Source organism: Nocardia brasiliensis ATCC 700358 (genome assembly GCF_000250675.2).
GTDB classification, from domain to species: Bacteria; Actinomycetota; Actinomycetes; order Mycobacteriales; family Mycobacteriaceae; genus Nocardia; species Nocardia brasiliensis_B.
In genome coordinates this window covers 4355153-4375210 of sequence record NC_018681.1, presented here as the reverse complement: position 1 = coordinate 4375210, position 20058 = coordinate 4355153, and the positions used below count along the sequence as shown (strand labels likewise).

The 20058-nt window shown below is 67.4% G+C and carries 20 protein-coding genes; 9 read left to right on the top strand and 11 right to left on the bottom strand.

The window, feature by feature from the left end:
• Window positions 1–9: 9 nt before the first annotated feature.
• From O3I_RS19645 to O3I_RS45575, 4 genes are all read left to right on the top strand, one after another.
• Window positions 10–468 (top strand): CBS domain-containing protein, encoded by a 459-nt coding sequence (locus O3I_RS19645; protein WP_014984710.1) that lies wholly within the window; start codon window positions 10–12, stop codon window positions 466–468.
• A 29-nt stretch (window positions 469–497) separates the two neighbouring features.
• Window positions 498–1781, top strand: coding sequence for an SLC13 family permease (locus tag O3I_RS19640; protein WP_014984709.1), 1284 nt, complete (start codon window positions 498–500; stop codon window positions 1779–1781).
• Between the two features lie 212 nt (window positions 1782–1993).
• A complete protein-coding gene (locus tag O3I_RS19635) occupies window positions 1994–3199 on the top strand; it encodes a hypothetical protein (protein WP_141691789.1) in 1206 nt (401 codons plus the stop codon).
• 127 nt (window positions 3200–3326) lie between these two features.
• Window positions 3327–3464: a hypothetical protein gene (locus O3I_RS45575; protein WP_167829157.1), complete on the top strand. Its 138-nt coding sequence runs from the start codon at window positions 3327–3329 to the stop codon at window positions 3462–3464.
• A gap of 22 nt (window positions 3465–3486) precedes the next feature.
• On the opposite strand, the gene O3I_RS19630 is transcribed toward O3I_RS45575, so the two are convergent.
• The 7 genes from O3I_RS19630 to O3I_RS19600 all read right to left on the bottom strand — a co-directional run bounded on the left by O3I_RS19630 (window position 3487) and on the right by O3I_RS19600 (window position 11620).
• Complete coding sequence (locus tag O3I_RS19630; protein ID WP_014984707.1) at window positions 3487–5076, bottom strand: flavin-containing monooxygenase; 1590 nt, start codon at window positions 5074–5076, stop codon at window positions 3487–3489.
• The gene (locus O3I_RS45570) at window positions 5073–5627 is read right to left on the bottom strand and encodes an SRPBCC family protein (RefSeq protein ID WP_337587891.1); all 555 of its coding nucleotides are present in this window, start codon (window positions 5625–5627) and stop codon (window positions 5073–5075) included. The genes O3I_RS19630 and O3I_RS45570 overlap by 4 nt, the downstream gene beginning before the upstream one ends.
• Before the next feature lie 103 nt (window positions 5628–5730).
• The gene (locus O3I_RS19620; protein WP_041564040.1) at window positions 5731–7293 is read right to left on the bottom strand and encodes a flavin-containing monooxygenase; all 1563 of its coding nucleotides are present in this window, start codon (window positions 7291–7293) and stop codon (window positions 5731–5733) included.
• A 28-nt stretch (window positions 7294–7321) separates the two neighbouring features.
• Complete coding sequence (locus O3I_RS19615) at window positions 7322–8356, bottom strand: alpha/beta hydrolase (RefSeq protein WP_014984704.1); 1035 nt, start codon at window positions 8354–8356, stop codon at window positions 7322–7324.
• Window positions 8353–9897 (bottom strand): flavin-containing monooxygenase, encoded by a 1545-nt coding sequence (locus tag O3I_RS19610; RefSeq protein ID WP_014984703.1) that lies wholly within the window; start codon window positions 9895–9897, stop codon window positions 8353–8355. The genes O3I_RS19615 and O3I_RS19610 overlap by 4 nt, the downstream gene beginning before the upstream one ends.
• Window positions 9898–9905: 8 nt before the next feature.
• Complete coding sequence (locus tag O3I_RS19605; RefSeq protein ID WP_014984702.1) at window positions 9906–10766, bottom strand: SDR family NAD(P)-dependent oxidoreductase; 861 nt, start codon at window positions 10764–10766, stop codon at window positions 9906–9908.
• Window positions 10763–11620 carry an SDR family NAD(P)-dependent oxidoreductase gene (locus O3I_RS19600; protein ID WP_014984701.1) on the bottom strand — a complete coding sequence of 286 codons (858 nt, stop codon included), beginning with the start codon at window positions 11618–11620 and terminating at the stop codon, window positions 10763–10765. The genes O3I_RS19605 and O3I_RS19600 overlap by 4 nt, the downstream gene beginning before the upstream one ends.
• A 212-nt stretch (window positions 11621–11832) precedes the next feature.
• Here O3I_RS19600 and O3I_RS19595 point away from each other — a divergent pair, with 212 nt between their 5' ends.
• The 4 genes from O3I_RS19595 (at window position 11833) to O3I_RS19580 (ending at window position 15108) form a co-directional block, all read left to right on the top strand.
• Window positions 11833–12507, top strand: coding sequence for a TetR/AcrR family transcriptional regulator (locus O3I_RS19595; protein WP_014984700.1), 675 nt, complete (start codon window positions 11833–11835; stop codon window positions 12505–12507).
• On the top strand, window positions 12419–13954 hold the full coding sequence (locus O3I_RS19590; RefSeq protein ID WP_237748334.1) for an AarF/UbiB family protein: 1536 nt from the start codon (window positions 12419–12421) through the stop codon (window positions 13952–13954). The genes O3I_RS19595 and O3I_RS19590 overlap by 89 nt, the downstream gene beginning before the upstream one ends.
• Before the next feature lie 110 nt (window positions 13955–14064).
• Window positions 14065–14355 carry a hypothetical protein gene (locus O3I_RS19585; RefSeq protein WP_014984698.1) on the top strand — a complete coding sequence of 97 codons (291 nt, stop codon included), beginning with the start codon at window positions 14065–14067 and terminating at the stop codon, window positions 14353–14355.
• A 219-nt stretch (window positions 14356–14574) separates the two neighbouring features.
• Window positions 14575–15108, top strand: a complete 534-nt coding sequence (locus tag O3I_RS19580) for a hypothetical protein (protein WP_141691788.1) — start codon at window positions 14575–14577, stop codon at window positions 15106–15108.
• A gap of 52 nt (window positions 15109–15160) precedes the next feature.
• Here O3I_RS19580 and O3I_RS19575 read toward each other — a convergent pair whose 3' ends face one another.
• Together O3I_RS19575 and O3I_RS19570 are read right to left on the bottom strand one after the other, a co-directional pair.
• Entirely contained in the window at window positions 15161–16645 is a 1485-nt protein-coding gene (locus tag O3I_RS19575) for an amidase (protein WP_014984696.1), read from the bottom strand.
• 59 nt (window positions 16646–16704) lie between these two features.
• A complete protein-coding gene (locus O3I_RS19570) occupies window positions 16705–17346 on the bottom strand; it encodes a TetR/AcrR family transcriptional regulator (RefSeq protein ID WP_014984695.1) in 642 nt (213 codons plus the stop codon).
• A 110-nt stretch (window positions 17347–17456) separates the two neighbouring features.
• Here O3I_RS19570 and O3I_RS19565 point away from each other — a divergent pair, with 110 nt between their 5' ends.
• Window positions 17457–18263, top strand: coding sequence for an SDR family NAD(P)-dependent oxidoreductase (locus O3I_RS19565; RefSeq protein ID WP_014984694.1), 807 nt, complete (start codon window positions 17457–17459; stop codon window positions 18261–18263).
• Between the two features lie 63 nt (window positions 18264–18326).
• Here O3I_RS19565 and O3I_RS19560 read toward each other — a convergent pair whose 3' ends face one another.
• Window positions 18327–19310 (bottom strand): NADP-dependent oxidoreductase, encoded by a 984-nt coding sequence (locus O3I_RS19560; RefSeq protein ID WP_014984693.1) that lies wholly within the window; start codon window positions 19308–19310, stop codon window positions 18327–18329.
• A gap of 376 nt (window positions 19311–19686) precedes the next feature.
• A complete protein-coding gene (locus tag O3I_RS19555) occupies window positions 19687–20049 on the bottom strand; it encodes an STAS domain-containing protein (protein ID WP_051066983.1) in 363 nt (120 codons plus the stop codon).
• Between the last annotated feature and the right edge of the window lie 9 nt (window positions 20050–20058).

Genomic DNA, 20058 nt, shown 5'->3' with positions numbered 1-20058 from the left:
GACCTAGCCATGCAAGCACGTGAGATCGCGATCCAGTTGCCCACCGTCCGGGTGGCCGACCCCGTCGCCAAGGCCATGCGGCTGATGGTGGTCAATCGACTACCCGGAATGATCGTCGTCGACGACGCGGACCGGCCGATCGCCGTGCTGCCCGGCACCCAGGTGCTGCGGCTGGCCATCCCGAGCTCGTATCAGAACGACCCGGCACTGGTCCGCACGATCGACGAGCTGCACGCCGAACTCTTCTGGCAGGAACCCGGCCGCTGGACCGTCGGCGACTGCCTGCCCGAGACGATCGCCAAACCCGCCACCATCCGCCCCGACGCCACCCTGCTCGAGGTCGCGGCGCTGATGGCGCAGAAGCACAGCCCGCTGGTCGCGGTCGTCGACCGGGATCGCACGCTGCTCGGCGCGGTGACGCTGGAGCGGCTGCTGCTGAGCCTGGCCATCGCCGGACCCGAGGACTGAGCCCGCCGGGGCCGCACGAGGTGATCGGCGTGACTCAGCTACTGGCCCTCACTATTTTCGTCGGCGCCTTCTGGTGCATCGCCACCGAGCGCGCCGACAAGGTCAAGATCGTGCTCGTCGCGGCGGGCCTGATGACGGTGCTCGGGTTGGTGCCGGGCGAGCAGGTGTTCTACTCCGCGCACAACGGCATCGACTGGAACGTCATCTTCCTGTTGCTCGGCATGATGATCATCGTCGGCGTCGTCAAACACACCGGACTGTTCGACTTCCTGGCGATCTGGGCGGCAAAACGTTCCCGCGGCAAGCCTTTCCGGCTCATGGTGATGCTGATGGTGATCACCGCCGTCGCCTCGCCGCTGCTCGACAACGTCACCATCATCATGCTCGTCGCGCCGGTGACGATCGTCGTGTGCGATCGGCTGCGGCTGCCCGCGCAACCCTTTCTCATCGCCGAGATCCTCGCCGCCAACATCGGCGGTGCGGCGACCCTGGTCGGCGACCCGCCCAACATCATCATCGGCAGCCGGGCCGGGCTGAGCTTCAACGATTTCCTGGTGCACATGGCACCGGCCGTCACCGTCATCTTCGTGCTGTTCGTGCTGTTCACCCGCTGGTTGTTCCGCAAGCATCTGCGCCACGATTCCGCGCACATCGAGGTGGTGATGGCGCTGCACGAGCGCCGCGCCATCACCGACCCCAGGCTGCTCGCCCGCTCCCTGCTGGTGCTCGCCGCCGTCGTCCTCGGTTTCGGGCTGCACTCGGTGTTCCATATCGCGCCCTCGATCATCGCGCTGCTCGGCGCCGGTGCGATGGTGCTGATCTCCGATCTCGACGTGGGCGATATTCTCCGCGAAGTCGAATGGGGCACACTGGTCTTCTTCATGGGACTGTTCGTCATGGTGGCCGGGCTGGTGCACACCGGCGTGATCGACCGCATCGGCGACGCCGCCGTCACCGCTTTCGGTGACAACCCGCTACTGGCCTCTGCCACACTGGTTTTCGGTTCCGCCGTGGTCGCCGCGTTCATCGACAACATCCCCTACACGACCACCATGGCGCCCGTCGTCGAAGGCTTGGTCGCCGAGACGCCGAACCCGGTGCACGGGCAAGCACTCTGGTGGTCGTTCGCGTTCGGCGCCGACTTCAGCGGCAACGGCACCGCGGTCGCCGCCAGCGCCAACGTCGTCGCCCTCGATATCGCCCGCCGCGCCGGCCACCCCATCACCTTCTGGACCTTCACCAAATACGGCATCCTCGTCACCGCCCTCAGCACCACCTTCGCCTGGATCTACCTCTGGGCGCGCTACTTCTGAACGCCACCGTAATCGCCCGGATCTGACTACCGCGCGCATTTCCCGCGAACTAACGTCGTTGCAGACGGTGCTTAAATACGTTGCGCCGAGACCTTTTTCGCGTGTTTAGCTGCGGCTTATAGTTTGCGCATCGGCGCGTTTCCACCAGTACTGTCGACGCCGCCGGGCCGTGTCGTGGAGCCCGTTCGCTGATATTCGGAGGTCTTCAGGTCATGCTTGATGTGGGCAGTCGTCGCTATCGGGGGAAGCATCGGATTGCGCAGGCGCCGGGGAATGGGCGGCCCCGGCTGTTCGCCACGTTGCTGGCCGGAGCGTTGCTCACGCCTGCGGGGTTGAGTCTGAGCGCGACGACCGCCGGGGTTGCGCAGGCGGCGAGTTTCGACTTTCGGGCGAAGATTCAGGGGTACGACAAAGACGGCCGGGCGATCATTCACTACAACAACAAGATTCATGATCCCGGGATCGAGAACGCGGTCAAGCATCTGAACGCGACGCCCGGTCTGAACATCGTGCTGAAACCGGGAACGGGAAATGGCGCGATCGATATCAGCAACGAACATTTCCAAGGCGATGTCGCAGGCCTGGGTGGCTGGGACAACGGTCCGTTCGTCAAACTCGACCCCAAGAACAGCGGCTTCGACCCGGCCGACCGCACCGAGATCGCCGGACACGAACTGCTGCACGCCATCGGCCTCGATCACAACGACAGCGGGTGCAGCATCATGGCCAGCGTCGTCAACAGGTGCGGTGACGGGCCCAGCCCGCTGGGCAAAAGCGAAGTCGGCGAACTCAACAAGATGTATCAGCGTGGAAAGCCGGACAACGCGGAGTCGCCGTCCGACAGCACCCCGCAAAAAGGTGACCCCGACGATCGGCCGAACCGTCCGGGCGCACCTCGGCCGAAACCGGAGAAACCGAGCGGCGACGATCAGCAAACCGCGCCCGGCGACGGATCGGATTGGTTCGGCGACGACCAAAGCGGCGATACTTCGCAGCCGGATGATCCGTTCGGCGACAATTCTTTCGACGGCGACGACCCGTTCAGCGGCGATTACACCGACCTGTTCGGCGATGGCAGCGATTCGTCAGGCCCGGACGAGGCGGGCGATGGATTCGACTGGCTCGGTGATGGTCGAGACGACGCCTCCGGTGACCCCTTCGGTGATCTGTTCGGCACCGGCGACCCGTACGGCAGCGACCCGTTCAGCAGCGACGACAGCTTCGATTGGTTCGGCGACAGCGGCTGGGACAACGCCTCCGACGTCACCGACATGATCGGCGGCGACGGCGGCCAGACCTTCGATTGGTTCGGCGACAGCGGCACCCGCACGTTCGGCGCCGACGACACGTTCGGCAACGCCGAGTGGTTCAGCGGCGGCAGCCGGTTCGCCGACCTCGCCGGTGCGGGCCTGTTCTGACACCGCGACCCCGGTCCGGGACGGTCGGCCCACAGCACTGGACACAAGTCACATCCGTCGATGTTTGACCCTCGCGCAACAGGGAATCGCAGCAATACACCACGCCCGATTACCGGAGGTCAATCTCATGGCAGTATCGCGCACCGACCGCAACGAACCGGCCCTCATCGACAACGTGCCCGGAATGCTGTTGGCGCTGCTGCTGGTGGTGGTGATCGCCGCGCTCGGGCTGAGTTACTCGCTCACCGCGGCGATCCCTGCGTGACGCGCGCACACGTCTCGTCCGGCTACGACAGTTCGGCCGCCGCCAGTTCGATATCCGGCGCGACGATCGGGTCGGCGTCACGCACTGGACTGCGGTAGCTGTAATCCTCGCGGTCGAAACGAGTCGCTCTGCGATAGGTCTTCAGCAGCGACCACGGCCGCAGATACGGGGACTTCCCCTGCGAGTTGATGAAGTAACTGTTCGACCCCTCGCACCGAGTTTCCAAGTAATAGGACAGGTTTCGGCCGCTGCGCAGCATCTCTCGGTGGAAGCGTTCCTGGGCCTGCGGCCGCACCTCCACCACCGTGGCGCCGCGCCGGCGGGTCTCGTCGATGACCGTCGCGATGTGCCGCATCGCGTTCTCCACGAAATAGTGGAACGCGGTACCGGTCCACGAGTACGGGCCGATCATGATGAACCGATTCGGCACACCGGCCACCGAGGTGCTGTAGTAGGCCTTCAACTCCTCGGTGTTGTAGAACACCCCGAGGTCGAACCCGGCACGACCGAGCACCGTGCCGGGCTTGTAGCTCTCCGGATCGGAGAACACCTCGTAGCCGGTGGCCAGCACCAGCGCGTCGATCTCCCGCTCGACACCGTCCGCGCTGCGGATCGCGTGCGGCGTGATCTCGCCGATGCCCGCGGTGATCAGCTCGACGTTGTCGCGGTTGAGCGTGGGCAGGTAGTCCCCACCCGCGCCGCCGCGGATGCACACGATGCCGAAGTCCGGCCGCAGCTGTTTACGGACCTCCTTGTCCCGCACCTTGATTCGCACCCATCCCGCGTAGGCGTTGCGTCCGGCCGCATCGACCAGGCGCGCGCCCAGCTTCCACAGCGGCGCGGGAGTGAACACCGCCACCCGCAGCGCCGAGTCGATCACGCCCTGAGCGAGCCCGTTGACGAGCGCCGAACCACCGGGCAGCGCGAGCATCCGCTGCATCCACGGCCGCAGCACGAAGTCCGGCTTCGGCAGATACACCTGTGGAGTGCGCTGATAGATATCCAGGCGTTCGACCTGAGCGGCGAGTGTCGGCGCGATCTGCATCGTGCTGGCGCCCACGCCGATGATGGCCACGCGCTTACCGGTGAAGTCGTAATCGTGGTTCCAGGTCGCCGGATGCATGGAAACCCCTGCGTAGGAGTCGAGTCCGGGGATATCCGGTGTGGTCTTCGCGTTGATGTAGGCGCCGACCGCACTGATCACGAACCGGGCCGTGAGCACCTCACCGGAGTCCACGTGCAGCCGCCAGAGGGCGTCGCGGTCGTCCCATTCCTCACGAACGATGGTGGTGTGGAACCGCATTCGCCGCGGGAGGTCGTAGTCGGCGGCGACCTCCCGCAGGTACTCGAGGATCTGATCGCGCTTGGCGAACAACCGGTCCCAGTCGGGTTTGCGGGCGAACGAGAACTGGTAGGTGGTGCTGGGAATATCGCAGCCCGCGTCCGGATAGCTGTGGCTGTACCAGGTGCCGCCCAGTCCGCCGACGCGGTCGACGATCAGGAAGTCGTCGATCCCGATCTCCTGCAGCTTCACCCCGGCACAGATGCCGCCGATGCCCGCACCGATCACAATGACTTCGTATTGCGGTGTGGCGCTCTTGGTTTCGGTCATTTCACGTCCTCTTCGGCGCGCTGCCCGGTCAGTTCGGCGGCCGGTCGCCCGTTGGCGGAGATCGGCCACACCGGTGACGAACTCGTCTGCGCGACCTGCGCGACGCGACGGGCGAACAGCGGGCCGACTCCGCCGATCCGGTACGCGGCCCGCCACAGCGGCGGGAACCAGGTGGAGAAGCGCAGCGGCAGCCGCGGAGTGACCGCCACCGTCCACACGACCCTGGTGCGATCGGCGCCGAGATCGGTGAAGGTCATGTCCTCGGCGTACTGCCGGACCAGCAGGAACTGCGACCAGTTTCCGCTCACCACACCGAAGGTGATGCGGTGCCCCGGCTCGTGCCGCCAGAACCGCTCGCGCTCCACCCACCCGAAGCGGAGCGGATCGAACACCGATCCCATTTCGCGGATCACGCCCGCCCCACGCTCGGGCGAGTCGTAACGTACGCCCACACACGGAATCGGCAACCAGCGCCAGGCCTGATCGTCGTCCAGTGCGGTCCACACCGCCCAGCGGGGTGCGTCGAGCACCCGCTCGACGGTGAAAACCAGTGCGGCCGTGTCGAAGACGGAATCATCGACCGGTGTCGCCGCGGCGTGTTGGGTGTGCAGGAACGAGGTGATACTCGTGATCGTCTCCGATGCTGGATTGGGCTCAGTGCGTGACGATGCTCTGGCGCGCCGGGGCGTCGCCGGCGGCAGGCACCATCCGGGAAGTCGTGTATCGGTAGTGGTCGAGCGGGAAATGCCGGTTGCTCCAATACATTCCGAGCTGCGTGGTGGCCCGGAAGGCCGGTCCGTCGCCCTGGTAGTTGATGTAGTACGTGCGGGATTCCGCACAGCCCTGCTTGAACAGATAGGTGTTCTTGTTGCGGGCATACATGCGAGCGAAGTACTCCTCGTGTGGCTCCCGGCGGATCTCGGCCCGGGTCGCACCGCGGCGCAACGCCTCCGCGATCACCCGGCTGCTGTGGGCGGCGGTGGCTTCGATCAGCGGGATCACCGAACCCGGCGCGTAACCGTAGGGCCCGAAGATGTGGAACATGTTGGGGAATCCGGGCACCGACACGCCCTCGTAAGCCTGGTATCGATGGGTGTCCCAGTACTCCCCCAATTCGGTGCCACCACAGCCATGTACGGGATATGGCGGCGTAGCACCCTTGTCCATCACCTGGAATCCGGTGGCGGTCACCACCATGTCGAACTCGCGGTGTGTGCCGTCCGCGGTGACGATGCCCTGTTCGGTGCAGCGTTCGATTGCCGTGGTGACCAGGTCGACGTGGGGCCGGGTATACGTCTTGAAATAGTTGTTGGAAATTGAGGGACGTTTGCACCCCAGCCGATAGGTCGGGGTCAGGGCGCGGCGCAGGCCGCGATCACGCACCTGGGTGAACAGGTAGGCCTTCAGCGCCGCTTCACCCGCGCCGAGCACCGCCGAGGTCAGGCGCGGATAGTCCGACAGCGCCAGGCCGATCCCGAGGAACGCGTTCACGGCGGCATTGCCGATCAGCCGGATCGCCTGCTGCGTCGGCGGGAAGTCCAGCGCCCGATGACCGATCCGGCCCAACGCGAAATCGGGTTTGGGCGCCACCCAGATGGCGGTCCGCTGGAAGACCGTCAGCTGGTCGGCCTGCTCGGCCAGCCGCGGAATCACTTGCAGCGCGGTCGCTCCGGTGCCGATCACCGCAACGCGTTTGCCGCGGTAGTCATAGGAGTGGTCCCACCGCGCGGTATGCATGAGCGTGCCCGTGTACCGGTCGAGTCCGGCGATGGCGGGCGGCTTCGGCTGTTCGAGCGCACCTACGGCGCTCACCAGGAAGCGTGCGGTGATCTCGTCCCCGTCGGTGGTCAGCACCCGCCACTGATCGGTGGCCTCGTCGAACCGCGCCCGCATCGCCCCGCAACCGAGCCGCAGTTTGTCACGCAGGCCCTGCCGATCCGCCACTTCCTCGGCGTAACGCTGGATTTCGGCGCCCGGCGCGAAGAACCGGGACCACCGGGAGCGCTGCTGGAACGAGAAGTTGTAGATCGGCGACGGAACATCCACGGCCACACCGGGATAGGTGTTGGCGTTCCAGGTACCGCCGACCCGCTGCCATTTGTCGATGATCAGAAAGTTGTCGATGCCCGCCCGGCGCAGCGCCGCGCCGGTGCCGAGGCCGCCGAATCCCGCACCGATGACGAGCACGTCGAAGTCGGGTGTGCTGGTGGAGCTCATGGGAACCTGCTCGTGGTCGTGCGGCCGGTCAGGCCGCGGTGGTCCGGTCGGTGCCGCGGCCGGCGGCCGCGGTGTCGAGCGCGCGCCGCACGAACGCGCCCAGCTCGGCGACGGCGGCACGGGCATCCGGCAGCAGGTCCGCGCCCGCGTGGAATACATGAATCGCGTTGTCCCAGACCTGCAATGTGTGTGGCACGCCCGCCGTGGCGCAGCGCCGGGCGAGCGCCTCGGCATCGGGCAGCAGCACCTCGAGATTGCTCACCTGGATCAATGTCGGTGGCATGCCGGTGAAGTCGTGATTGATCGGCGACCACAGCGGATCGAGCACGCCGTCGCGCGCGAAGCCGAGCAGTGCGGGCACCGCCAGCGCCCGGGCCGACAGCAGCGCGTCGTGCCGATCGTTCGGGTGCGCCCGCCGGATTGCCGGGTCGAGGTCGGCGAACGGCGCGATCGCGGCGATGGCGGCGGGCAGCGGCAGCGCCCGGGCCCGAGCGGCGAGTGCGGCCGCGAAAGTCAGGCCTCCGCCCGCCGAATCACCGGCGAAGACCACGCGGTCGGGGGTGAATCCGCGGTCGAGCAGGTACCGGTAGGCGGTGACCGCGTCGTCGACCGTGTCGGTGAAATGGCCCTTGGGCAGTTGGCGGTAGTCCACGTTCAACAGCGCGACACCAGCCGCCCGTGCGATCCGTGCGGCCAGCCGGCGGTGGCTGTGCAACCCGCCCGCCAGGAACCCGCCGCCGTGAAAGTAGAGGATCGCCGCGCCCTGCGCGGTGTCGTCGGGGCCGTGATCGTCCCGGTGCCAGAGCCATTCGGCGCGAAAGTCGGGGAACAGCACGGCGCGTCGCCGCGTACCCCGCGCCGGGCGCAGCGGAATGGCCAGCAGGTCCGCGAGATTGGCGATCCGGAAGGCCCGAGTGCCGCGCAGCGGTCCGCTTTCGGCGAGGACGCACAGCCCGTCGACGGCCGGACGCAGCGTGGCACGCAGGAGCGCGTGCGCAACCCGCAGCCGAAGGCCGGCCCGGCTCGCGAATTCGACCTGCACCGCGGCCGCCGCGCCGGTCATGCCGGAACTCCCGCCGGGACCTGCACCTCGTACCGGTAGTCGTCGAGCGGAAACCGGCGATTGCCCCGCCGGGCCTCGAAGAACCCCGACGGCCGGACATAGGTGGTGTCCCCCTGCGAGTTCCGGTAGTAGGTCGGCACATGGCCGTTGAGTTCGGCCAGGTAGTAGCGCAACGACTCACCCCGCCGGTACACCGTGCGGTGATATGCGTCCGCCGCTTCCTTGCGCACCTCGCACCAGAGCGCACCCCGCCTGCGCGTCTCGGCGATCGCGCGCACGGCGTGGTCGGCGGTCATCTCCACGAACGCGTGCCAACCCGAACCGGTCCACGAGTACGGGCCGACCAGGGTCCACCGATTCGGCAGGCCGTGCACCGAGACGCTCTGATACGCCTGCAAACCCTCTTCGCGATAGAACTTGGCCAGGTCGAATCCGTTGCGGCCCAGTATGGTTCCCGGCCGGTACGTCTCCGGGTCGGAGAAGACCTCGTAGCCGGTGGCCAGAATGAGGGCGTCCAACCGATGCAGCGTCTTGTCGCCGGTGCGGACTCCCGTCGGCGTGATCTTCTCGATCGGCGTCGTCACCAGGGCCACGTTGTCCCGGTTGTAGGCCCGCAGGTAGCTGTTCGACAAGGTGGGCCGCTTCGCCACCAGACCGAAATCGGGCGTCAACGCCGTCCTGGTCTGCGGGTCGGTGACCACCCGCGCCAGATAACGCCGGTACAGCGCACGGCAGCCGGCATCGAAACGGTCCATCGCCGGATGCACCACGCCCCCGGGCAGCCCGACCACCGCACGCAACGCGAGATCGATCACCACCAGCGCCCCGCCGTGCAACACGGGCTGAATTCCAGGTACCGCCAGGACCCGTTGCAGCGCACCGGGAATACGAAAATCGGGCTTCGGCAACGACCAGACCGGAGTGCGCTGGAAGACCGTCAGCTTGCCGACCTCCGGCGCGATGGACGGAATGATCTGCACCGCACTGGCACCGGTGCCGATGATGCCCACCGTCTTGCCCGACAGATCGTAGTCGTGATCCCAACTACTGGGCCGCAGGACCTTTCCCTTGAAGGCACGCACACCGGCGATGCCCACCTCGGTCTTCGGCCGGACGAACGCGCCCACCGCGCTGATCACGAATCGTGCGCTGACGATGGACCCATCGGCGAGGAACAACCTCCAGTAGCCAGCGTGTTCGTCCCACTCCTCCCGCTCGACCTCGGCGCCGAACCGCACTCGAGCACGCACGCCGAATCGCCGCGCCACGTCGATGTGGTACTGCTCGACCTCCGCGCCGTGCGGAAAGACCCGGCTCCAATTCGCTTTGCGGGCGAAGGAATACTGGTAGGCCAGCGCTGGGATATCGACGCCGAGCCCCGGATAGTGGTTCTCGTGCCAGCTGCCGCCGACCTCGTCGGAGCGCTCGAGCACGATGAAATCGTCGATGCCCGCCCGGCGCAGTTTCACACCCGCGGCGATACCGCCCGGACCCGCCCCGATCACGGCGACCTCGTACAGCGGCGCTGCTGTCTCGTTCATGTCTTGTCTCATTTCGTGATCCGGTTCAGCAATGGCCGCAATCGGGGCAGCAGCGCGTCGGCGAGCGTGAAGGATCCGAGGCTGCCCACTACGCGAGTCAGACTGGGCGACAGGCGAAACGCGCCGTAACCGAGCCACGCCTCGAGGTTCACCGGCACGATCGCGTGATCGCGCCGGATCGCCCGCTCGATGGCCCGCGCGACTTTGTCCGGTCCGGCGAACGCCAGACCTTGGACCCGCCCGATCTCCGTCCGCCAGGCCGCCTGCTGGGCCGCGTCGAGACCCGCTCGCTCACCGTGCGCGAGCAGATCGGTCCGGATCGCGCCGGGACAGATCGCGCTCACTCCGATTCCTTTGGGCCGCAGCTCGACTCGCAACGCCTGGGTCGCCATCAACACCGCGGCCTTCGCGGTCGCGTAGGCGGGAATGTATTTGGCCGGGAAAAAGGCCGCACCCGAGGAGACGTTGACGATATGGCCGGGGATACCGGCATCGATCATCTGCCGGGCGAACACGCGAGAGCCGTAGATCACGCTCATCAGGTCGATGTCGACGGTGCGTTGCCATTGCGCCGCAGTGGTTTCGAAGAATCCGCCGGTGTCCATCACCCCCGCGTTGTTCACCAGCACATGGGCGGGGCCGAATTCGCCGCTGACCCATTCGGCGCACTTGTCCCACTGGGACTCACTGGCCACGTCGAGCCGATACGGATGGGCCCGCCCGCCCGCCGCGCCGATCTCGTCGGCCGCCGCATGCGCACTGTCGGCATCGATATCGGCGATCACCACGCGATATCCGGTGCGCGCGAGCAACAGCGCGGTTTCGCGCCCGATGCCCGCGCCGCCGCCGGTCACGATCGCTGTTCTCATCGCCTGCCTCCCAGTACCCGATCCGACAGCTCGACCGCCTTCTCCGCCAACGGCATCTGCGCCAGGCCCGAGAGTCCGCGCAGCACCCCCGGCGACAACCGCGCCAGGTACCAGCCGGCCCAGGCCTCGACCCCGACCGGCACGGTCGACAGATTCCAGCGCACCGCGCGTTCGACCGCGGCGGCGACCCGATCCGGCGACCGCCCGAAGATCCGTTGTCCGCGTGCGAGTTTCGCGCCCCAGTCGGCCGTCGCCCGAGCGTCGGCTCCCGCTAGCGTCCCGTTCGCGGACAGCTCGGTATCGATCAATCCCGGACACACGGCGCTGACCCGGATGCCGCGATCGGCGAATTCGGCGCGCAACGCCTGGGTGCCCATCCACGCGCCCGCCTTCGCGGTCACATAGGAGGGAGCCAGCGACGTGGGTAGAAACGCCCCGACCGAGCAGATATTGACGATGGCGCCGTGCTTGCCCGCCTCGACCATCTGCTGCACGAACAATCGCGAGCCGAGCAGCGGGCCCAGCATGTTGATCGCGATCATGCGCCGCCAGTCGTCCCCGCTCTGTTCGAGGAATCCGCCGGAGATCAGGATGCCCGCGTTGTTGACGACCACGTCGGGAACGCCGTGGTCCCGTGCGACCCGAGCGGCGAACTCCGCCAAGGCCGTTGCGTCGGAGACGTCGAGCGGAGAGAACTCCGCCCGGCCCCCTGCCGCCCGCACCAGCGCGACGGTCTCCTTCCCGCCACACTCATCGATATCGGCGACGAGCACGGTAGCGCCGCGCCCGGCGAACCGCAGACTGATCGCCCGCCCGATGCCGCTGCCCGCACCGGTCACCACCACCACCGTCATAACCGACGGGCCGATCGTGGATTTACAGCCAGAAGTTCCGAAATCATGCCGCGACTCCTGTGTCGTCGGTGCCCGAAAGAGCAGATCTACCACCCGTCAATTAAGCGACGGCCGTGTCACTAAAATAAACTGTCTGAGACGCTGCCGCAAGCCCCAGGCGCAAGCGGCGATGCTCGACGGGCAGCACGACCAGGGCGCATACGATGTGCTGGATGACCGAACCAGCCAAACGCGGCCGCGGCCCGGGTCGGCCGCGCGACCAGCAGAACACCGAGCGGCGCAGGCGCGAGCTGATCGCCGCCGCCTATCACGTGTTCACCACGAAGGGCTACGCCGCGGCCTCGACCGCCGACATCACCGCCGAGGTCGGCATCGGGTACGGCACCTTCTATCGCTATTTCGACAGCAAGCGCGCCATCCTCGACGAGGTGGTCGACTACGGCCTCGACCGGATCCTCACCGAGATCGCGGGCGAGGTGTTCGTGCCCGAGCCGGTGCACCGCGAGATCACCGTCGACTGGCTGGTGCGGACCTGGTCCGGCGCGGTCGAGCGGATGTGCCGGATCGCCGAATCCGATCCCGCCCTGATGCAGGCGCTGCTGTTCGAATTGCCCGGCATCGACGACGAACTCAACACGCGCCTGCTCGGCCTGGGCGGGATACTGGCCGCGACCGTGGACCGCTTCCTGACCCGCGCCGTCGACGCCGGCGTGCTCCGCGCCGACGTGCACACCGCCGATGTCGCGTGGATGCTGATGGCGCTGACCATCCCGCCGGTGATGCGCACCCTGCAAGGCGGTGGCGAAGCGGACCGGCGCGGCTACACCGACACCGTGCTCGCCGTCCTCACGTCCGGCCTGCAGTCGCCCGGCCAGGCGAAGAATTAGCCGACTGGAAGGTTGTGCGATGGCGAAGGACATACCCACCTCACGGGTACGACGCGGCGCCACCTTCGGCAAACTCGTTGCCGGACAGGCAGTTCGGGGTGCCGGCGTGACGCTGTCGATGGTCGGCGACACCGACGCGCAGCGCACCGCGCGCACCGAACGAGCACTGGCCGACGCGGCCGAGGACATCGTGACCGTGCTGGGCAGCATGAAGGGCCTGGCCATGAAGGCCGGCCAACTGCTGTCGATGTTCGACCTGCTCGCCGCGTTCGGCATCGAGACGATGCCGCCGGCGCAGCGCGAACGGTTCCAGCGAAAACTCGCCGCCCTCTACGATCAAGCGCCGAGCCTGCCGTTCGAGCGTATGCGCACGGTGCTCGAAGCGGACTACGGACGACCGCTCGCGAAGGTTTTCGCGGAGTTCGAGGCCACACCGATCGGCACCGCCTCGATCGGTCAGGTCTACCGCGCCCGCCTGCACGACGGTCGTACTGTCGCGGTCAAGGTGCAGTATCCGGGGATCGATATCGCGATCCGAGCCGACCTGAAGAATCTCGGTCTGGTGTTGCGGATGCTGCGCACCATCGCGCCCGCAGTCGCCGACCACGCGCTTTTCCGGGAACTCACCACGCATTTCGCCGACGAGACCGACTATCGCGCCGAAGCGGCGCACCATCGGATCGTCGCCGACAGCTATCGCGATCACCCCTTCATCCGCATTCCCGAGGTGGTGACGGAGCTGTGCACGGCACGGGTTCTGGTCACCGAACTCGTCGAAGGACTGCGCTTCGACGAGATCGTCGCGTTGCCCGATGCGGACCGCGATCGCGTCGGGGAGATCGTGTACCGCTTTTACGTCGGCACGATGGCACGCGAGCACTGTTTCTCCGGCGACCCCCATCCGGGCAACATCCTGCTCGCCGCCGACGGCAAAGTGGCCTTTCTCGACTTCGGCCTGTTCAAGCACATGGACGACGCCGCAGTCGAATTCGAATTGGACTGCGTCCGCGCCGCCGCCGAGCATCGCGGCGCCGAGCTACGCGGGCTACTGACGGAATACGGCGTGCTGGAAGAGGATTCGCCCGCGACCGCGGACGAATGCCTGCGTCTGTTCTACGAGGTCTCCGGCTGGCTGCTCACCGACGCCGAGATCCGGATCGCCGCGGACGCCGCACCGAATGCCATTCTCACTTTCGTCGACCCGCGCCGCGGCTATTTCGACCGGTGGCGACGCGAATACGCGCCCGCCGAGCACGCGTTCGCACGACGCGTCGAATACGGCACCCTCGCGCTGCTCGGCAAGCTGCGCGCCGCCGGCAACTGGCACCGGATCGCGCGCGAGTGGTGCTACGACGAGCCGCCGCGCACCGAACTCGGTGTGCTCGAACACGATTGGCTCGCCACGCGCGGCCGGGACGCGCAGGGCGACCCGCGCCACCGCCACTGAGCCGCCGTTCGCCCCTGTCGTTCAATCGGACTACAGAATTCCGTTGTGCGCCACCATGTCCCACGTTCGGCCGATACCGGCGGCGCCGCCCGGGTGACACCGTTGTGCGCATGGACGCAACTCTCATCGGCCTCATTCTCGGCCTCACCTACATCACCGCCGGGATCATCGTCTGCAAGATCTACTACCGCAAACGGCACGGGGTGCCGCTGAAGGTGATCAACGGCGGCCCCGCACTGTTCTTCACGCCCGCTTACTATTTGGCCTGGGTCTGGCCACTGGCCTTCGTGCTGCCCAATCTGAAAGACCCGACCCCGTGCACCCACGTCGCGCACATCGAGGCCCGCGCCCGGATCAACGCGGCCGCCGAGATGTACGAGGCGGAACGACGGCGCCGATGACGCCGCGCGGCCCGGAACCGCACAGTCCTACTTCAAACGCATAACTTTTCGGGTCTTGCCGGGTATACCCGGGTTGCCGATAGTGTCAGGACGCCGACACCAGAAGTGGTGTGGCGCAGGGGAGGATCCTCCCCGTCTCGCTGCGACGAACGATCTGATTCCGCGCGAAGACCATCCCGGCACCTATCGCCGCACTCGAAAAACCTTGAAGGAGTTGTTGTGCAGAGAAGTAGACTCATGCTCATCCTGGCCGCCGTAGCGGCGTTGCTCGCGGTGTCGGCGCCGGCCGGTTCAGCACAGGCGCCCGCGGGACCGGACGCACTGGCCGGCGGAATACCGCGAGAGTTCACCATGATCAGCCAAGGCGCACCCAACGGCCCCGCCTGCATCTATTACAACGAGGCGGCGGCCGGGCGCGGTCCCGCCGAGAACGAAACCACCTGTCGCGCAGACCAACCGCACATCTTCACCAGGCTCACGCAGTCCTCCGGCTACGTGCGCTTCGAACTGCTCGACTTCTTCGCCAAGTGCCTCATCGGCGACACCGCCACCAGTCCGGGGGTCCTGGTCGTCGGGTCCTGCGACGATCCGCGCGCCGATTGGGGTGGTGGCGGCACCATCGATCCGCCGGTGTGGCACCTGTACCCGCGCTCGAACCCGAGCATGTACCTGCGCGACACCGGCAGCGCGATCGTGCTGCAGAACACGCCGGAGCCGTGGAACACACCCGGGTACACCTGGCGACTGCTGTGAACCGGTGGCGGACCCGCATTCGTGCTGCCGGGTCCGCCACGGCATGCGCTCGTTACGCGGGCTCGGGCGGCTCGAGCTGGGCCCACGGCTGGGCCGTCTCGAGTTGCGCGGCCAGTTGCAGCAGCAAGAACTCGCTGCCGAGAGCGCCGACGAATTGACTGCCGAGTGGCAGACCGTCGGCCGTGCGATGCAGTGGCACGCTCATCGCCGGCCGACCGGTGACGTTGGCCAGCGGCGTGAACGGCACCGGGGCCAGGTTGGCCCGCACGATCTTGCGGTAGACCGGACTACGCGTAATCGCCGGGCCCGCACCGACTTCCAGCAGCCCTCCGAGGATCTTCGCCAGCGCCGCAGGAGGTTTGGTCTGGCCGATGCGCAGCGGCGGCGCGGCGATCGTCGGCGTGAGCCACAGGTCGTAGCTGTCGTGGAACGCGGCCAGGGCTCGTCCGTGAGCGTTCCAGCCCTCGTGCGCTTCGAGCAGAGCCGTCACGGTCTGTGCGCGCCCGGCCGCCGCCGCGGCCCGCGTGGTGATGTCGAACGCGGAGTCAGGCGCACCGCTGATCCGGCGGGCCTTCGCCAGTTTGGTCGCGAGATTGGCGGTCCACACGGCCATGAAATCGTGGGCCAACTGCTCGCCATCGATCCGCGGCGCGGCGGGCTCCACGTGATGACCCAGCTGCTCCAGCAGGGCCGCGGTGTGCTCGACCGCCCGCACAGCTTCGGCGTGAACCGGTGTGCCCAAAGGTGATTCGGAGCTGAACCCGATACGCAGCGGTCGCGGCGAGGTGCTCACCGCCGTGGCATAGGGCTGCTCGGCCCGCGCGGACAGGTAGGGGCCGCTCGGATCGGGGACACTGAGCACATCGAGCATGACCGCCGTGTCGCGGACGCTGCGCGACAGCACGCCGCTGGTGGAGGCGCCGAAGATGTTCTCGCCCGCGTCCGGACCGGCCGGCACCATCCCGCGCCCCGGTTTCAGGCCGAACAGTCCGGTGCAGGCCGCCGGCACCCGGATCGAGCCCCCGCCGTCACTGGCGCCGGCCATCGGCACGATCCCCGCCGCGACCGCGGCCGCCGCGCCGCCGGACGACCCGCCCGGCGATCGGTCGAGGTCCCAGGGATTCCGGGTCGCGCCGAAGGTTCCGGTCTCGGTGACCGCTACGGCCCCGAACTCGGGCGTGGTGGTCTTGCCGAAAATGACCAGGCCGGCATCGATCCACCGCTGCACCACGATGCTGTGGTGGGAGGCGTCGATCTCGCGCAACGGACCGGTGCCCGCGGAGGTCGGATACCCTGCGAAATCCTGGCCCAGATCCTTGAGCAGGAAGGGCACCCCGGCGAAGGGCCCCGTCGACGGCGCGGCCGCTGCCGCCCGCCCGGCCTCGGCCATCAGCAGGCTCACCGCGTTGACGGCCGGATCGACCTGAGCGCAACGGTCCAGTGCGACCTGCAACAGTTCGGCCGGTTGCACTTCGCCCTTGGCCACCAGCTCCGCCAGACCGACTGCGTCATATGTCCGATATTCGTTGTACCGCATGGGTTTTCCCTTCCGCCGTGCACACCATCGGTGACCGGACAATAACGTGTTCGACTACCTCACGCCGCACCGAGGTGAGCGAGCGCGGTAATGAGCCGGTCCGCGATGTCCGCGGGCCACGGAAAGGACGGCGCGACCACCCGCTGATGCGCGAGCCCGTGCAGTCCGAGCCACAACGCCACCGCGTCCGCGGCCGGATCGGTACTGCTGGAAACTCCGGCGGCGACACAGTCGGCGAGCGCCGCGGCGAGCAGACGCAGGCTCTCGTCCCCGAGAATCGCCATCTCGCTCTCCGACACCGAACTGTCGCCGAGATCGGGCACCCAGACCCCGCCGAACATCGTGCGATAGGGCCCGGGCCGAGCCTGCGCGAAGTCGAGATACCCGTGACAGACCGCGGCGAGTCGCGCACGGGGCGACTCGCCCGCGGCGTCGAACGCGGCACGCAGCTGCCGCGCCATCTCCTCGAAGGCGTCCTGCACCACGGCCAGCATGATCGCCGGCTGATCCGGGAAATGCCGGTAGATCGAAGGAGCCGCGATGCCCGCGCGACGCGCGACCGAGCGCAAGGTGATGGCGCTCGCGTCACCGGTTTCGTCGAGCAGCGCGACCGCCGCCGCCACGATCTCGTCCCGCAGTCGCGCGCCCGCACCGCGCGGATTGCGGGCTCGGACAGGTGCCGAAGTCTCGTTCTTGCCCATACGCTTCACCTTACAACATAAAACTTACAGACGTTAGCCCTTGCGTTAGTTAACTAACACTCGTAGCCTTACGTCCGTTAACTCATGATTGCGGCACAAGGACGGATCGTATGAGCAAGGTGTGGTTCATAACCGGCGTTTCCCGCGGGCTCGGCCGGGAGTGGGCGGCAGCCGCGCTGGAACGCGGCGATCGGGTCGCGGGCACGGCACGCGATCTGACGGCACTGGCCGGGCAGGCGGGCGAGTTCCCGGGGACCTTCTTACCGTTGCGGCTGGACGTGACGGACCGAGCCGGTGTGCACGCCGCGGTCGAACAGGCCGTACAGCATTTCGGGCACCTCGACATCGTCGTGAACAACGCCGGATTCGCGCAGTTCGGCATGGTGGAAGAGCTCACCGAGGAGCAGATCCGCGCCGAATTGGAGACCAATCTGCTCGGGCCACTGTGGGTTACCCAAGCGGCACTCCCCTACCTGCGCGCCCGCGAGGCCGGGCACATCATTCAGGTCTCCAGCGTCTGGGGGCTGCTGGCCGCGGCGAACACCGGCGCGTACAGCGCCTCGAAGTGGGCGCTGGAAGGGTTGTCCCAGTCGCTGGCCGACGAGGTCGCCGGGTTCGGCATCCACGTCACCGTGCTCGAACCCGCAAGCTACGACACCGGGTTCGCGCTTACCCAATTCACCACGGCGAACGCGGTTTACGATGCCGCCCGTGCGGCCATCGACTATTCGGGTCAACCGCTCGGCGCACCGCGGGCGACCCGATCCGCGCTGCTGGCCGTCGTCGACGCCGACAAGCCACCGCGCCGGCTGCTGCTCGGGCAGGGGGCGTTGCGCTACGTCACCACGGAATACGAAGCGCGCATGGCACAGTGGCGCGAATGGGCCTCGGTCAGCGAAGCGGCGCAAGGTAATTGACCAACGCCCGGCGGGCCCCTCCCGCTGCAGGTTCGCGGGCGGGGCCTGCTCGGTGCCGGTGCTTTACGGAATCAGCACCAGTTTGCCCGGCCCGTGCCCGGCGAGCCCGGCCTTGTGCGCCTGCGCCGCTTCCGACAGCGGATAGACGCTATCGATCAGGATGTCCACATCGCTTGCGCGTGCGACGAGTTCGGCCCGGGCGGCATTGCGGAACTCGGTGCCCGCATCCTGGCCCGGTCCATAGCCGAGCACCTTGATGCCGGCGGCGACATGCCGGTCACCGCCCGCGATCGAGACGATGCGCTGCCGATCGGCGACGACCGTCAGCGACGTGTCGAACGCCTCGTCGCTGCCCGCGCAGTCGATCGACGCGGTGACGGCGCCGGGCGCGGCGGCCCTGACCCGGTCGAGCAGTCCCGTGCCGTAGGTCACCGGAATCGCGCCGAGCCGTTGCAGCAGTGCGTGATTGCGGGCGGCGGCGGTGGCGATCACCGTCGCGCCCGCCGCGATGGCCAACTGCACGACCAGCAACCCGACCCCGCCCGAACCGCCGTGGACGAGCAGCGTGTCACCGTCGTGCACACCCGCGGCGTGCATCGCATGCATCGCGGTCAGGCCGGCCAGCATCAGGGCTCCGGCCGCCGGCCAGTCCAGCTCGGCGGGCTTCGGGATCAGCGAACTCACCGGCGCCGTAACGTAATCGGCGTAAGCGCCGGTGACCGGGTACACGATGACCTCGGCGCCGACCGCCACCTCCGTCACGGCCGGGCCGACCGCTGTGACGACACCGGCGCACTCGAGCCCGAGCCGGGGCAGGTTCTGGGCGAGCCCGGCCGCGTCCTTCTCGTCGTCGTCGACCTCATGGAAAGAACCGCTGTAGATCTTCCAATCGATGGGGTTCACCCCGGCGGCCCGCACCCGGACCACGACACCGTCGGCATCCGGTTGCGGCACTTGCGTTTCGACGACCTCGAGGACCTCCGGCGATCCGTACTTGCTCGGCCGCACGATCCTGCCCACGGCCACCGATTCCTGATTGCTGTTCATGAACCCAGTCTCGAAGCAGCCCGGATTGATGTCTACTGCAATCTCTGCAAGGAACACTTGCACCCAGCGCACATAACGTGCGCCGAAGCTCAGCTGCCGAAGAGCAAGAACGGACTGATCACCGCGGCCATGGGGAGCAGCATCGCGCCCATGACCCAACCCGCGATCGGAAGAGCGATGGAGAGCACCGTGGCAGCGGCCATGAAAAGCAGAACCGAGAGAGGCCACATCATCTATGTGGGGGCAGGATGCGCGAATACCTGCCAGATGGGTGCCGCGACCCATGCTAAGTGAGCGTTGGCCCGAAATAGGCGTTTCACAACTTTTGCGCTTTATGGGCGGGCGGCGCGATCAGAAGCGCATCGAGGTCGTGAATTCACGCGACGCTCGGGTCTTCATCGGGTGACAACGCGCCGTCCAGGGTGTCGAACACCGTGAGGACCTGGTCCAGACCGGTGATCTCGATCGGACGTCGCACCTGCGGCGACGCGACGACGCGCAGTTCGCGACGGGGCGCGGCCTCCAGCGCGAACAGCAGTGCGCTGAGTCCCGCGGAACCGAAGAACCCGACGTCGGAGAGATCCAGGACGAGCATCTCCGGCCCGGCGCCGAGCGCCTCCTCGATCCCGGCGCGTAACAGCGGCACCGACGCGGCGTCCACTTCACCGCCGACGGTCAGTACCGCCGTCGCCGCATCCTGTTTCACATGCGTTCGCAATACTCGCGATTCGGTACTCATCGAGTAACC